The sequence below is a fragment of the Pseudofrankia asymbiotica genome (assembly GCF_001983105.1).
GTDB classification, from domain to species: Bacteria; Actinomycetota; Actinomycetes; order Frankiales; family Frankiaceae; genus Pseudofrankia; species Pseudofrankia asymbiotica.
In genome coordinates this window covers 60,829-74,598 of the sequence record NZ_MOMC01000013.1, presented here as the reverse complement: position 1 = coordinate 74,598, position 13,770 = coordinate 60,829, and the positions used below count along the sequence as shown (strand labels likewise).

The 13,770-nt window shown below is 72.9% G+C and carries 10 protein-coding genes; 4 read left to right on the top strand and 6 right to left on the bottom strand.

Going from position 1 to position 13,770, the window contains the following annotated elements:
* The first annotated feature begins 4 nt into the window (after positions 1 to 4).
* Together BL253_RS06525 and BL253_RS06520 are read left to right on the top strand one after the other, a co-directional pair.
* The gene (locus tag BL253_RS06525; protein ID WP_076814576.1) at positions 5 to 352 is read left to right on the top strand and encodes a DUF742 domain-containing protein; all 348 of its coding nucleotides are present in this window, start codon (positions 5 to 7) and stop codon (positions 350 to 352) included.
* The gene (locus BL253_RS06520) at positions 333 to 929 is read left to right on the top strand and encodes a GTP-binding protein (RefSeq protein WP_007518658.1); all 597 of its coding nucleotides are present in this window, start codon (positions 333 to 335) and stop codon (positions 927 to 929) included. The genes BL253_RS06525 and BL253_RS06520 overlap by 20 nt, the downstream gene beginning before the upstream one ends.
* Before the next feature lie 194 nt (positions 930 to 1,123).
* On the opposite strand, the gene BL253_RS06515 is transcribed toward BL253_RS06520, so the two are convergent.
* Together BL253_RS06515 and BL253_RS06510 are read right to left on the bottom strand one after the other, a co-directional pair.
* Positions 1,124 to 2,659 carry an ABC transporter substrate-binding protein gene (locus tag BL253_RS06515; protein ID WP_076814454.1) on the bottom strand — a complete coding sequence of 512 codons (1,536 nt, stop codon included), beginning with the start codon at positions 2,657 to 2,659 and terminating at the stop codon, positions 1,124 to 1,126.
* A gap of 165 nt (positions 2,660 to 2,824) precedes the next feature.
* The gene (locus BL253_RS06510) at positions 2,825 to 4,105 is read right to left on the bottom strand and encodes a hypothetical protein (RefSeq protein WP_076814452.1); all 1,281 of its coding nucleotides are present in this window, start codon (positions 4,103 to 4,105) and stop codon (positions 2,825 to 2,827) included.
* A 2,203-nt stretch (positions 4,106 to 6,308) separates the two neighbouring features.
* Between BL253_RS06510 and BL253_RS42210 the strand changes: the two genes are divergently transcribed.
* A complete protein-coding gene (locus tag BL253_RS42210) occupies positions 6,309 to 6,455 on the top strand; it encodes a hypothetical protein (RefSeq protein ID WP_158230335.1) in 147 nt (48 codons plus the stop codon).
* Positions 6,456 to 6,938: 483 nt separating this feature from the next.
* Here BL253_RS42210 and BL253_RS06500 read toward each other — a convergent pair whose 3' ends face one another.
* The 4 genes from BL253_RS06500 to BL253_RS06485 form a co-directional block, all read right to left on the bottom strand.
* Entirely contained in the window at positions 6,939 to 8,585 is a 1,647-nt protein-coding gene (locus tag BL253_RS06500; protein ID WP_076814449.1) for a hypothetical protein, read from the bottom strand.
* 280 nt (positions 8,586 to 8,865) lie between these two features.
* Complete coding sequence (locus tag BL253_RS06495) at positions 8,866 to 9,990, bottom strand: GuaB3 family IMP dehydrogenase-related protein (RefSeq protein WP_076814447.1); 1,125 nt, start codon at positions 9,988 to 9,990, stop codon at positions 8,866 to 8,868.
* Between the two features lie 364 nt (positions 9,991 to 10,354).
* Positions 10,355 to 11,995, bottom strand: coding sequence for an IMP dehydrogenase (guaB, locus tag BL253_RS06490; RefSeq protein ID WP_076814445.1), 1,641 nt, complete (start codon positions 11,993 to 11,995; stop codon positions 10,355 to 10,357).
* A gap of 236 nt (positions 11,996 to 12,231) precedes the next feature.
* Positions 12,232 to 12,639, bottom strand: coding sequence for a DUF5319 family protein (locus tag BL253_RS06485; protein ID WP_096335930.1), 408 nt, complete (start codon positions 12,637 to 12,639; stop codon positions 12,232 to 12,234).
* A 395-nt stretch (positions 12,640 to 13,034) separates the two neighbouring features.
* Here BL253_RS06485 and BL253_RS45785 point away from each other — a divergent pair, with 395 nt between their 5' ends.
* Entirely contained in the window at positions 13,035 to 13,472 is a 438-nt protein-coding gene (locus BL253_RS45785) for a WhiB family transcriptional regulator (RefSeq protein WP_076814443.1), read from the top strand.
* Positions 13,473 to 13,770: the final 298 nt, after the last annotated feature.

The following is a 13,770-nucleotide window of genomic DNA, read 5'->3' as shown; positions in this document are numbered from 1 at the left end:
CGACATGGGTGGCCCGCCCGGGCCTGTCGTCCGGCCGTACGCCATGACCGGCGGGCGGACGCGGTCGCGTTACGAGCTCGCCATCGAAGCGCTCGTCATCACCACCCAGTACGGCGAGGAACGCACGATCGCCCTCAGCCTTGAGCAGCAGTCCATCGCCGCCATGTGCCGTCAGGTCCGGTCTGTGGCGGAGATCGCCGCCGGCCTGCGGGTACCCCTCGGTGTCGCCAGGGTGCTGGTCGGCGACATGGCGGACGAGGGCTTCGTCCGCGTACACCAGCAGCCGGACCGCGACGAGGCACCAGATCTCGCGTTGCTCGAAAGGGTTCTCAGTGGCCTACGAAAGCTCTGACAACAGAAGGGTCAACTCCTCGGTCGCGACCACCTCGGTCAAGATCGTGGTTGCCGGCGGTTTCGGCGCCGGAAAGACCACCTTCGTGGGCTCAGTCTCGGAGATCGTCCCGCTTCGGACCGAAGCCGTCATGACCGAGGCCGGCGCGCACGTCGACGACCTGACTCACCTGGTCGACAAGACGACGACCACGGTGGCGATGGACTTCGGCCGGGTGTCGCTCGACGAGGACCTGATCCTCTATCTGTTCGGGACTCCGGGACAGTACCGGTTCTGGTTCATGTGGGACGACATCGTCCGTGGCGCGATCGGCGCGATCGTGCTCACGGACACCCGCCGGCTCGCGGACTGTTTCGCCGCCGTCGACTACTTCGAGCAGCGCCAGCTGCCGTTCGTGATCGGTCTGAACTGTTTCGACGGGGTGCTGCGGCACTCGATCGAGGACGTGCGCGAGGCGTTGCAGATCGGCCCGTCGGTGCCGATCATCACCTGCGACGCACGCAACCGTGACTCGACGAAGAGCGCGCTGATCGCGGTGGTCGAGCACACGATGTCCCGGGCGGCCCTGCGCGCCTGAGGCATCTCGCCACCGCGACCATCGGGCCTGGTTCGGAGGCCACGCAGAAGGGGAGGGCGTCGCGCCCTCCCCTTCTGCGTGGCTGCCGCAGGACTCCGTCGGTGCGGGCAGCGGGCCATGACAAAGAACGCCGGCCCCTCGCGACGAGGTTGTCGCGAGGGGCCGGCGTTCTTTGCGCGCGAGACGGCCTGAACTCAGACTGTCTGGTTGAGGCGCCTGAGGGGGCCGGTGTTCGGGATGTTCCCGTCGCCGGCGTTGTTGACCTGCTCCAGGTCGAACTTGAATGTGTCCGCGTGCCAGAACCACTGCCCGCCGTTCAGCGGAAGGGTCGCGACGTTCTTCGGCAGGTCCTTGCGGGCACCGAACTTCACGTCACCGACGATGGTGCGGGCCGTGAGGGTCGCCAGGACGTCCGCGAGGGCCTTCCGGTCGTCGAGCGAGTTCACCTTGGCCAGCGCCTGCGCCGCGACGTCGAACAGCGCGAGTGACGTGCCGAGCTGCTGCGACCACCCGTTGCCGTTCGTCTTCTCGTACTGGTCGGCGAGCTGCGCCGGCGTCCAGTTGGTCAGGTAGCTGCGGGTCTGGAAGCTACGTGACCAGAACATCTCCGTGGTCAGCGCGTCGGCCACCGTGCCACCGAGGATCTTCAGGTCGGTGTCGAACAGCACCCCCTTGGAAAGGGTGATGATCTTGGGGTAGAAGTTCTGGGCGCCGGCGTCCTTCTGGAACTGGATGTAGTCCGCGGCACGCGTGACGCCGGTGATGATCTGGACGTTCTGCTGCTGGAACTGGGTAATGATGTCGCCGAAGGACTTCGTGCCTGGCGTGTACAGGTGGTAGTCCGAGGTCCCGACCGGGGGACCGGCGCTGGCCAGCGTGAGGTTCGTGGCCGCGAGGCCCTGGCGGAACCGCAGCTTCGGGTTCGCGAAGGTCCGGCCGTCGATGTCATCCGGCCACAGCGCGCCGACCTTGTGGTTGCTCGGGACCTCGGCCTGTCCCCACATCGAGGAGTAGGCGGTGAAGTAGTCCGCGAGACCCGGGAAGAAGTGGTAGGTCCAGGTGGAGGCCTTGAGGTTCCCGTTGGGATCGATATACCGYGATTCCCAGGGCGCCATCGTGGAGATGCAGGGGATGCCGTTGACCTCGCACTGGTCGGCGACCGGGTCGACGGTGTCCGACGTGGCGCCCACCAGGACGATGTCCACCTGGTCGTCGGAGATCAGCTGGCTCGCCGCCTTGGCCGCTCGGGCGAAGGTCGACTGGCTGTCCCGGATGTAGATCTCGACCGGGTGGGTGGTGCCGCCGACCGACAACCCACCGTTGTTGGTGAAGAAGTCCTTCAGGACGTCGGTCACGAAGAGGTCGGCGTCGGCGAAGCTGCTGAGCGCGCCGGACTGTGGCGTCACGAGGCCGATGCGTACGGGCCGGACCTTTGAGCTCGTCGACGAGTCGGAGCCGCTGCACGCCGCGAGCAGGCCACCGGCCGGCGCGGCGAGGGCGGCCGTGCCCGCCAGGCGCAACAGCGCGCGCCGGTCGACGAACCGGAACCCCTGGCCGCCTGTGGCGGCGGGCTCCTCCTGGCCTGTGGCGACGGACGCGGCGAGGCCGTGATCGGTGCCGACCGCCGTCGTGGGGGAGGAAGCAAGCTGAGGACGGGCCGCGGTGGCGTCGCCGCCGGCCGCTTGGAAGATCGGCCGCTTCTTGCCCGTCAAACGGTCAGACCTGCGCATGACCCCCGATCCTGCCGCACGCCGGTCCAAACTCGTCAACTGGGTCCATTTGGATGCAGCTATGGCGAGCTACGCCCGAACAGACGGGTCCGCTGTGTGGCGTGGAGGGCACTTGCCGCAGCCGTGTCTGACGTACCGCGCAGGGATGGTGACCCAGGACACGTTTCAGTTCAGAGCGCAGGACATGTTGCCACCCTTGGTGACCTGCATGGTGGCCTGTGCTCGGCCGCCGGCGGGCCAGACGGCGATGCTGTTACCTACCTGCCCCTGGAGCGGGCCGCTGGTGAATGCCACGGCGGCGATGACATTGGAGGCGTCATCGAACGTCGGTGTGGCGATCGTGTAGTCGCCCTGCTGCCCGTTCCACTGGTATTTCCCATTCGTGGGCGGGACGATCAGCACTCCGGCGTGAGCACCTGGCGCGGGCCCGGCGGCGGCTGACGGCCCCGCGGCGCCCGGGGTCGTGCCCGTGCTGGCGGAGGGGGCGGCCGGAGCGGCACCCGCTATGCAGTTGTAGGTGCCGTCGGCCATCGCCTTGCCGACCTTCGCGTCCGGGTTGGTCCCGACGGGCGAGAGTATGGCGGTCGCCGCGGTGTCACTCGCGCCCGAATGGCCGCCGCCCCCGCGTCCCACGACCAGCACGTAGATCCCCAGCGACACCAGCGCCACGACGACCGCGACCGCGAGCGGACCGAGCCAGCCGTGCCGGAACCACGCCAGTCGGTCGTCCGCCGCGGCGTCGCCATCCGCGGCGGGCCCCCGTCGCGAGGTCGGCGGGCGCTCGGCTTCGTCCTCGCCCAGCTCCAACGCGTCCTCGACACCGGCCGCGGCGAAACGACGCCCAGAACCGCCCGCGCGGCCTTCCGAACCCGCCGTACCGCTCCGGGAGCGCCCCCGGCCAGCCGGCCGCGCGTCATCACCGGAACGAACGGCCTCCCGGGCGCCTCTGCCCTCAGGGTCGGTGAGTGGGTCCAGGGCCGCCGCGGAACCGCCGAACCGCGTCCGCGGCCCGTCCTCGTGCTGCCCACCCCGCGCGCCGCCCGCGTCAGGACCCGGCTTCAGGCCGCGGGACTCCCCGGCAGGACCAGCCGCCGGGCCTCGATCGGCGAGCGGCTCGTCGGACCTGCCGGCGTCCCGCGTCCCGCGGGCGGTCTTCGGGCCGGTTCTGGGGCCGGTCCTCGACCCGGTCGCCGTGCCGCTCCGGTCCTGGCCACCGCGCGCCCGGCGGCCCCCCGTGCGCTCGGGAGCATCGGCCACCGCCTCGGGGGTGACCGCCTGCAGGCTCATGGAGTCGGTCATCGCGTTCGGCGTCCGGCGCCGGTCCGCCGGCACGCTGCGCGTCGCGCCGCGCCGCGGCAGGCTGCCGGCCGTCCTGGACAGGATCGAGGTCATCTCGACCGAGGCGAGCCGGCGCGACGCCTTGGCCCGCTCGCCCGTCGGCGTCAACGGGCCGCCCCCGCCGTCTCGAGCCTCCCGCGGGACCGCTGAGACGCCTGAGGCGCCTGTGGAGGATCCGTCGGCCCGCGGTGCCAGTGGCGTGGGCTGCCGCCCCGTCCCGGCTCGCTCGGGCGCCGGGAACCCCGCGGCCTGCGCCCCTCCGGGTGGGCCCATCGCCTCGTCGCGGCGGCGAGCTCGTCGACCTCCGCCGCCTGCCTGGTGGTCCCCGTCCCGCGCGGCCGACGCGATCTCGCCGCCCGCCCGTCCCCACGGCGCCGGAGCGGCCGCTCCCGGCGGCAGCCCCCGCTCCGCCGGTCCCGTACCGGGACGAAGCGTTTTAACGTTCTGGGCCCCGCTGAGTCCCTCGACACGCCGCCCGGGCGGCGCGGGGACGGGAGCCCGACCGCCAGGGACAGGGCCGCCGGCCATGGGGCCGCCAGGAACGGGGCCGCCAGGAACGCCTCCAGAGATGGGGCCACCGGGCAGCGGGCCGCCAGGGACGGGGCCGCCAGGGACAGGGTGGCCAGGGACCGGGCGGCTGGGTGTCGGTCCGCTCGGCGCGCCGCCGGCATGGGAAGGGTGCCGGGGCAGGCCGACGAGGTCGCCGGTGCCCAAAGGGTCACGTGGGTCGATGATGGGCCTGCCCGCCGGCGTACTGGAGGCACGTGCGTGTGGCACTGATGCCCGCGTACCGGTCCGATCGGTGATCGGCGGGGCCGGCGAGCGCCAGCCCGGGCCTGGCGGGCCTTCGGGGGCTCGTCTGGCTGCGTCCGACGGCGTCGCGGCGAGCGGCGCTGCCCACCCGGCGCCGCTCACGGGCGCGGATGCCCCGGCGGAACCGGGGTCCACCCCGGGTGTCCTCCACGGGGACGGCGGCGGCGCGGCGGCGTGGTCGCCCGGACCGCCGCCGTAAGGCACGCGGCTCTCCCCGGGACCGGCGTGGGTGCGCGGATCGCCGGGCGTGCCGGCCGGCATGCCCCCGCCGGGGAAGCCCGGCGCGCCGGGAGCGGGCGTCCCGGTCGTCGGCCGAGGAAGCCCCCGCGCCGGGGTGAAGAAGATGTTCGGCGGGCGTTCGTCGCCCATCGTGCCCGGTGGCCGGGAACCGAGGTGCGCGCCCGCTGGGGACGCGGGCGCCTTGGGTTCGGGGGACACCCGCGCCCAGGGAGCGCCAGCGCCCGCCGGACCGCTGAGGGCGACCACGCCCGCGGTCGGGGCTCCCGGAACGGGCGCTCCAGCGGCCCGCGGCCCGGATTCCCAGGGCGAGACACCCCCCGCCGCGGGGAAGCCGCCTGGCGCGCCGGCTGGCCGGCCGCGCGGGTCACCGTCGACGCGCACCGACCCCGAGGCCCCTCCCGGGCCGGCGAGGCCCGGGGCGCCCGGCGGCTCGACGGGATTCGAGGCCGCCCTCGGATCGGCGACCAGGTCCCCGCCGGATCGGCCAGGCCCGGGGTCCCTGCCGGATTGGCGAGGCCCGGGGTCCCTGCCGGATTGGCGAAGCCGATCTGGGAGGTCTGCTGGGAGGTCTGCTGGGTGGTCTGCTGACGGGTCGGCGATCCGGGCGGTCCGCGGGGACGTCTGCCAGGAGCTCTGTGACGGCCCCAGGTGGAAGGGACCGCTCGCCGGACGGGAGCTAGGCGCCGCCGAGGCCGCGCCACCGACCGATGCGTCCCCCTGACCAGGCCGCGTCGACCACGGCGATGACGACGGCGCGGAAGGCGGTGTCGGCGAGGGCGCGACGGCCGACGGTGCCGGTGGCGAGGCGACGGTCGGTGACCGGTAGGCGGTCGCGGTCGGCGACGGCCCCGGTGGAAGGTACGGCGCCTGGGCGGTCCGCGCGCCATGGTCCGGCTGGCCGTAGCCCGGTCCGCCGTAGCCCGGTCCGCCGTAGTCCGGCCGGCCGTGGTCCGGCGCTTCGTGGACCCGCGACTCAGGATGCGCCGGGCCCGGCTGATAGCCGGTGGCTGACCGGGGGTCTTGGCTCGCCGTCGCCGGCGGTGGGACGGCGGCGGGTATGTCCGGCCCGACGTCGATCGCCGTGACGGACAGCCCCGTGTCCCTGTTGCCGTAGGAGCCGTTCCAGGGGGAGTCGACCGCGAACGGGTCCAGGTCCGCGCGCGGTTCGATGGGCGAGGGCGTCCCGCTCCCGGCGGCGCCGGGCCGCGCGGCGGCGGCCGGCTCGCTTGCCGCGCGCGGATCCCACTCGGACGCTGCCGTGCTTGGGGCGATGGGCGTCGCGGCCGAGCTGGCGTGGGAGGACGGCTCGGGCACGTTGACCCGCTCGACCGCGAAGAAGTCGTCGCGGCTCGCCGTCACGGGCACGACGGGAACGGCGGGCTGCCCCGCCCGTGGAACCCATTGATGGGACGCGGCATCCCAGGCCCAGACACCGTCATCGCTCAGCAAGCGGCCGTGGTCGTCGGTGGGCAACCCCTGCCCCCCTGCTCAGTGCCACGCCGCGTCTAGCGGCCGTGGAGCGCGGATGTCGAATCTCTCGAAGGCGGGAACGTCACGAGTCCCGGCGAAGCCGACTAAAGGTCATCTACCAGTATGACCTGCCCCATCCAGCGCGCGAACCCGGACCCACCGGGCGCCCCGCGTCCCACCACCGCACGCTGGAAAAATCCCGACTGATGCCGGACGGAGCGGTCCCACGCGGGGTGCTCATGACCTGACCGGCGACCTTCACCGCCCAGGCAGACCCGGCCGGGATCACCAGCCGACCCGCCAGACGCGCCTACCGCGGCGAGCCTGATCGAGGCTGCCCCGCGGTCCGCACGGGCCCGGCGACCAGATCTGGTCGGGCTCGGAGCGTCCAGTGGTCGAGGCGTCCCGTGCCCCGGCCCTACTTGAGCTTCTCGCAGGCCTGACGAATGTCCTTGATCACCCGTTGGGCCGCGGCCGACTGGACGTCGGCGTTCAGGCGCAGGAAGTCGTCCTGGCTGTAGCCGGCCTCGAGCTTGTCCAGGGTGCAGTTGCAGTAGTTCGTCATGCCGTTGTTGCCCCCGACGCAGGTATCGAGGTAGGTCTTGCGGACCGAGTCGTCGTACTTGCCGCCTGCTGTGGTGGACGTGCCGGTGCCCCCCTTGGGCGAGCTGTCGTCACCGCCAGTCACCTTCAGAAGCAGGATGACAGCGACCAGCACCACGACGAGCGCCGCCGCGCCGAAGACGAGAGCCCGGCCACGGCCCGTCTTCAGCCTCTCGACGAGACCGCCGCGGTTCTCCTGGACGTCCTCGTCGTCATCCCCGTCGTCGTCATCGTCGAGGACGTCCTCATCGTGGGCGGAGCCGGGCCGCCCGCCGGCCAGGCCCCGCAGTCGGTCGCGCGCGCCCCGCCAGGCGGGGCCGTCGGTCGCGTCGACGTCCTCGTCGCGGTCATCATCATCGAGCAGACCGGGTGCGTCGCGGTCCAGGTCGCGGGCGCGGCCTCGGTCGAGCGTGCGTCCCTCGGGGGGAGAAGCGGCGCGGGGTCCGGTGCCGGCGCCGCTCTTGGCGGGCGACGCCGCGACGAACCGGCCCGAACCTCCCGAGCTGGCGTCGCCGAGCCGGGAAGAGCCACGAACGCCGGTGCGTGTTGGATCCTCCGGCGACGGGCCGGTCACGCCCTGTCGGCCCACCACGGGAGTGGTCGGCCGGTTCATCGCCTCGGTGCCGGGGCTGTCGAGCGGGCCGGTCAGTGCCGGGCCACCGCGGCTCGCGCTGGGGCCGGTGCCCGGACCGCCTCGGCTCGCCCCCGGACCGGTGCCGGACCCACCTCGCCCAGAGCCGCCCCGGCCCGTGTCGCGCGCCCAGCTGCCGGTGCCGGACCCGGTGCCGAGCGGGTCGGCGCGGCCGAAGGGCCCCGTCAGCGGGTCGGCGCGGTCGTAGCCGCGATCCGTGCCGGTGGCGAGCGGGTCGGGCCGGTCGTAGGGCCCGGTGCCCGACGGGTCCCGGGCCGGCCAGGCACGGGACTGGCCCGTGGAGCCCGCGCCGCCACCCACCGAGCCAGGGGAGGAGGGCCCGCCCGGCTCGTGGTCAGCGGGGGATCCGCCGCGTTCCGGCACTCCACCCCTGGCCGGGGCCGGACCGCCGCGCCACTCGGTGCCGGCGTCCAGCGGGTGGCTGTCGGCCGCGAAGCCCCCAGCCCGGCCAGGCTGGGGATATGGGCCGGTGACCGGAGACCAGGTCGCCTCCCGGTCTCTGCCGGTGCGCTCCTCGGAGCCGAACAAGGGGAAGCTGCCGGTCCTCGGCTCGGTGTAGGCCTGCTGGCCCGTTCCCGGCCGGCCGCCATAGCCGCCCGCGTCCCCCGGCGTGGCCGGTCGCTGGCCGGTGCCGGCGGAGCCGTAGGCGCCGGTGGCCCCGCCCGGGCGAGGCGCGGCCGCGGGGTTCACCGCTCCGGAGGCCGCCGCACCGCCTGGCGGGCGGGACGTGGGCTGCCAGGTCTGGGCGCTCTCGTCCCACACGTAGGCGCCATCATCGCTGACCCAGCGGCCATGCTCGTCGAGGCGCATGTGTGATCCTTCGGAGTGGAGACGGACGCTCCAAGGGTGCCACGAGCGGCGCGGGCACAGCTGCGGGGGTATTCCGTTGCGATCCGGTGAGCAAGAGCACTCCTGGCTCACACAGGAGCGCCCCCGGCTCACCGCCGCCGCTCACAGGGCCGCTTCGCGCGCCTACTTCCTGTGCGGAGGGCGGTTCCCGCGCGGGACGACCCGCCGCCGCGCCCATCGCGATCTGGACAATATGGCCACAACGGACATCTGGCAAGTGTGCCCGACGCCGGCGAGCTGGTCAGCCGATGGGCGGGGAAGCGAGCATGATCTCGGCCTTCTGGAACTCCTTGAGGGTGGCGTAACCGGTGGTGGCCATGGCGGCCCGCAGCGCGCCGGCCAGGCTGACCCCGCCGACGGCTCCGGACAGGTCCGCACCGACGAGGATCTGCTCGACCGTGCCGGCCCGCTCCACCGGCTCCCACCGGCCCCTGGGCAGGTCGGAGTGCAGGACGTCCATCGACCACAGGCCACCCTGCCCCGGGGCGTCGGCGGCCGCGGCGAGCGCGCCGTCGATCATCACGGCGTCGGCGCCGCAGGCCACGGCCTTCGCGATGTCCCCACCGGTGCGCAGATCGCCGTGTGCGATGACATGGACATACCGACCGCCGGACTCGTCGAGATACCGCATCCGGGCCCCGGCGGCATCGGCGATCGCGGTCGCGAGACCCACACCGATTCCGAGCTCGGCGCGGTTCGCGTCGCCGCCGCCGGTGCCGACGCCGACGATGACGCCCGCCGCGCCGGTGCGCATGAGGTGCAGCGCGGTGGAGAACGACGCGCAGCCACCGACCAGCACCGGGATGTCGATGTCGCCGATGAAGCGCTTGAGGTTCAGCGGCTCGGTTCGCGTCGACTGGTGCTCGGCCGAGACGGCCGGGCCGTGAATGACGAGCAGGTCCGCCTGGGCGGCGAGGATGTCACCGAACAGTGCCCTGACTTTCTGGGGCCGCAGCGCGGCCGCGGTGACCAGCCCGGCGTCGCGCACCTGCCCGAGCCGCTCGGCGATCAGCTCGGGGCGGATCGGCGCCCGGTAGAGCTCGCGCAGCCGGCGGGTGGCGGCCTCCGCCGGGAGGCCCGCCAGCTCGGCGACCAGCGGCAGCGGATCCTCGTGCCGGGTCCAGAGCCCCTCGACGTGCAGGATGCCGAGGCCACCGAGCTTGCCCATGGTGATCGCCGTGTCCGGCGAGCTGACGGCGTCAGCGGCCGCCGCGACGATGGGCAGGTCGAAGTGGTACGCGTCCACCTGCCAGGCCAGCGAGACGTCCGCTGGGTCCCTGGTCCGCCGCGACGGGACGATGCCGACCGCGGCGAGGTCGTACCCCACCCGCGCGCTCTTACCGATACCGATCTCAACCTCAGCCAACGCTGGCTCTCTCTCTGGTTCGCTCCGTCCGGGCACAGCCCTCCGGCAGCCTGCTCGCCTGGGGGCTCGCAGGCTACCTCCGGGCTGTGTCCTCCTCCGCTCACGTGCCCTCCGGCGACCTCGCTGCGGCCCAGCCCACCTCGCTTCGCTCGTGGGCGGGGCCTCCGCGAGGCGCGCCTCCGGGCCAGCCCGGCGGCGTGCCGCTGGACCGTCACTAGTCCGGGCGCAGCTCTCCGGCGCCTGCGGGCCCAGCGTGGTCACCAGCCCAGCGTGGTCACCAGGTTGTGAACGTCGCCAACCCAGGCGGCCGGCGGCCCGGCGGGTTGACGTGTCCTGGGCGAGGCGTCGACCCGGACCGCCCGACTTATCTGCCGGCGTAGTTGGGCGCCTCTACGGTCATCTGGATGTCGTGCGGATGGCTCTCGACCAGCCCGGCGCTGGTGATCCGAATGAGCTGGCCGTGCTCCTGCAGATCGCGGACCGTCTGCGCGCCGGCGTAGCCCATGCCGGCCCGCAGCCCGCCGACCAGTTGGTGGGCGACGGCGGCGAGTGACCCTCGGTAGGGCACCTGGCCCTCGATGCCCTCGGGGACCAGCTTGTCGTCGGAGAGAACGTCGTCCTGGAAGTAGCGGTCCTTCGAGTAGGAACGCGCGCCGCCGCGGCTGCGCATCGCTCCGAGCGAGCCCATGCCGCGGTAGGACTTGTACTGCTTGCCGTTGATGAAGATCAGCTCGCCCGGGCTCTCGTCGACGCCGGCGAGCAGGCTGCCGAGCATGACCGTGTCCGCGCCGACGGCGATGGCCTTGGAGATGTCGCCGGAGTGCTGCAGGCCGCCGTCGCCGATCACCGGTACGCCCACCCGCCGGGCCGCCCTCGCGGCCTCGTAGATGGCGGTGATCTGGGGCACGCCGACGCCGGCCACGACGCGGGTGGTGCAGATCGAGCCCGGTCCGACGCCGACCTTGACGGCGTCGGCACCGGCGGCGATCAGCGCCGCCGCGCCGGCGGCCGTGGCCACGTTCCCGCCGATCACGTCCAGTGGGCGGCCGTTCTGGCCGGTGGGCATCTCCGCCTTGATCCGCCGGACCATCTCGGGGACGGCCCGCTGGTGCCCGTGCGCGGTGTCGACGACCAGGAAGTCCACCCCGGCGGCGACCAGCAGCTGAGCCCGCTTGAACGCGTCCTCGCCGACGCCGACCGCGGCACCGACGACGAGACGGCCGTCCGCGTCCTTGGTCGCCAGCGGGTAGCGCTCGCGCTTGGTGAAGTCCTTGACCKTGATCAGGCCGCGCAGCCGGTCCCGGTCGTCGACGATCGGCAGCTTCTCGATCTTGTGTCGACGCAGCAGGTCCAGGGCCTCATCGGCGCTCACACCGACCGGGGCGGTGATCAGCGGCATCGGTGTCATCACCGCCCTGACCGAGCGGGAGTAGTCACGCTCGAACCGGATGTCGCGGTTGGTGACAATGCCGAGCAGCGTTCCGTCCTCGGCGGTCACGGGCACACCCGAGATCCGGTAGCGGGCCATGAGCGCGTTCGCCTCTTCGATCGAGGCGTCCGGGCCGCAGGTGATCGGGGCGGTGATCATTCCGGATTCCGAGCGCTTGACCATGTCGACCTGCTGCGCCTGGTCCTCGATCGAGAGGTTGCGGTGCAGCACGCCGACCCCGCCCTGACGGGCCATCGCGATCGCCATCCGGTGCTCGGTCACCGTGTCCATCGCGGAGGAGACCAGCGGGATCGCCAGCCGGATGTTGCGCGACAGCCGGGCGGAGGTGTCGACCTCGGCCGGCACGACGTCGGATGCCGCGGGCAGCAGCAGGACGTCGTCATAGGTGAGGCCGAGCATGGCGAGCTTCGGCGCCGGGATGCCCACGGCCTCACCGTCGAGCGGTGCGGCGGACATCGAGTCCGCGCCGGCGGGCGGGAACGAGTCCCGGGCCGTGTCCGGCGCGGTCGAGGCTGAGGCCGCGATCGGGGTCGGGGTGGCGACGGGAACGTCCATGGCACCTTCCGTTCTGGTTGCGCCGACCAGCGGCGGGGAGCCGCCCCGCATAGACATCATGGCCCCCGACGGGACCCTCCACGCCAGGTAGGCAGGCAAGACCACAGGGTTCCGCCCGGCACACCCCGTGCCTGCTGGGGATACGGCGTTACCAGGCGGCAACAACATGGGGAACGTCACCCATACCGGCCGCTGACGTCGTCCACCCGGCCGTCACTCGGTGACGACCCTCGGGATCACGCCTCCGATGCCTCGGAGGCCTCGCAGACGCCGTCAGCGTAGCCACGGGCGTAGTCCCAGGAGACGTAGCAGCTCGGGTCGGGCGCGAACGCGGGCTCGTGCACCCGGGTTMGTCCCTCGTTGAGAAGCTGGCGCAGGTTCCCGGTCAGCAGGTCCCAGTCGAAGAAGTGCGGCTCCGCGCAGCCCTCACAGTCGACCACCAGGCCGCGGTAGCCCCGCGGCTCCAGCAGCGTCCTGAACACATCGAGGTCCCCGAGCTCGGCGAGGACCTCCTCCCGCTCATGCAGCGACAGCGGTTCGAGCAGGTCGACGTCCTCGACCGGGTCCAGTCGGGAGAGCTCGGACGCGGGGTCCTCCGGGTCGCCCGCGAACGGGTCGATGGGCTCGTCGCTCACCTCGCCCACGCTACGCCCAGATCTCTGGCCGGGTAGCGGCCCCGGGCGGCGTTGATCGGCGGGTGTCCGGGCGGTTCGCCCGTGGATGCGCCTGATCTGGGAAAACTCCCGCCCGGCTCACCGATTGGGCAGGTCGGAGGGGGGTAGCGACAGGACCGTTGCTTTCGGGGGCCGTTTTCCAGGCATGGTGACGCCGGACGGGCTGTCGCCCCGGGTCTGGCCGCACCTTGATCGCGGTGCGCGGCCGTGGCCGCGCATGACGCGGGGCATCTCCGGGGGTGAATTTCCAAGATCGATTGAAGGGGTGAGCCGGCCTACGGTGTGCGGGCGGCGCGGGTCGCCGCCCGGGGTGAGYGCGTACCCGCGTGTGCCTTCGGCTCGTCGCAAAGGGGGGGCTCAGGCCGATGACCGACGTCCGACGTCTACCAGGTCCCGGCGCGGAAAAGTGGGAGTGGCAGCTGCATGGCGCCTGCCGGGGCGAGAGTACCGAACTGTTCTTCCATCCCGAGGGAGAACGCGGCCCGGCGCGGGCCGCCCGGGAGGCGGCGGCCAAGGCCATCTGTTCCCGCTGCTGTGTCGTCAAGGAGTGCGGTGAGCACGCACTGTCCGCGCGCGAGCCCTATGGAGTCTGGGGAGGGATGAGCGAATCGGAGCGTGAGGCGATCCTGACCGGCCGCACGCGCAGACGGGGTTCCTCCCCGCTCGTCGAGGGGGTTCCCGCTGGATCGGCCAGGCCGGTCCGGGAGGTCGGAGATCGGGGGAGTCCAGGCACCCGCCAGGCCCCTGTCCCTGCCGGCTCCACCACGGGCTCGATGGCTCACCAGGCGTCGATCGTCGCCTGAGGTCGGCTGATGCGCCTTGCCGCTCGGCGCAGCCACAGAAGGTGACGGCTCCTTGGCGCAGCGCCAGCTTGGCCCCCGTCCTCGACCCGGCACCACGTGGACCACATGGACCACATGGACCACGGCCATGTGCCGGTATCCGGCGCCATGCGAAGAGGACGCCCAGAGTCCGACGCGAGGTGAGCGCGTCCAGCGCCTTACCTCGGCAGTGGTGTCAGATGCTGACATCGCCCGCGCGGAGTGCGGCTCACCCGCGACGGGTGCCGGTGGCGGGTAGGCGCCGCGAGCGTGGCGACGG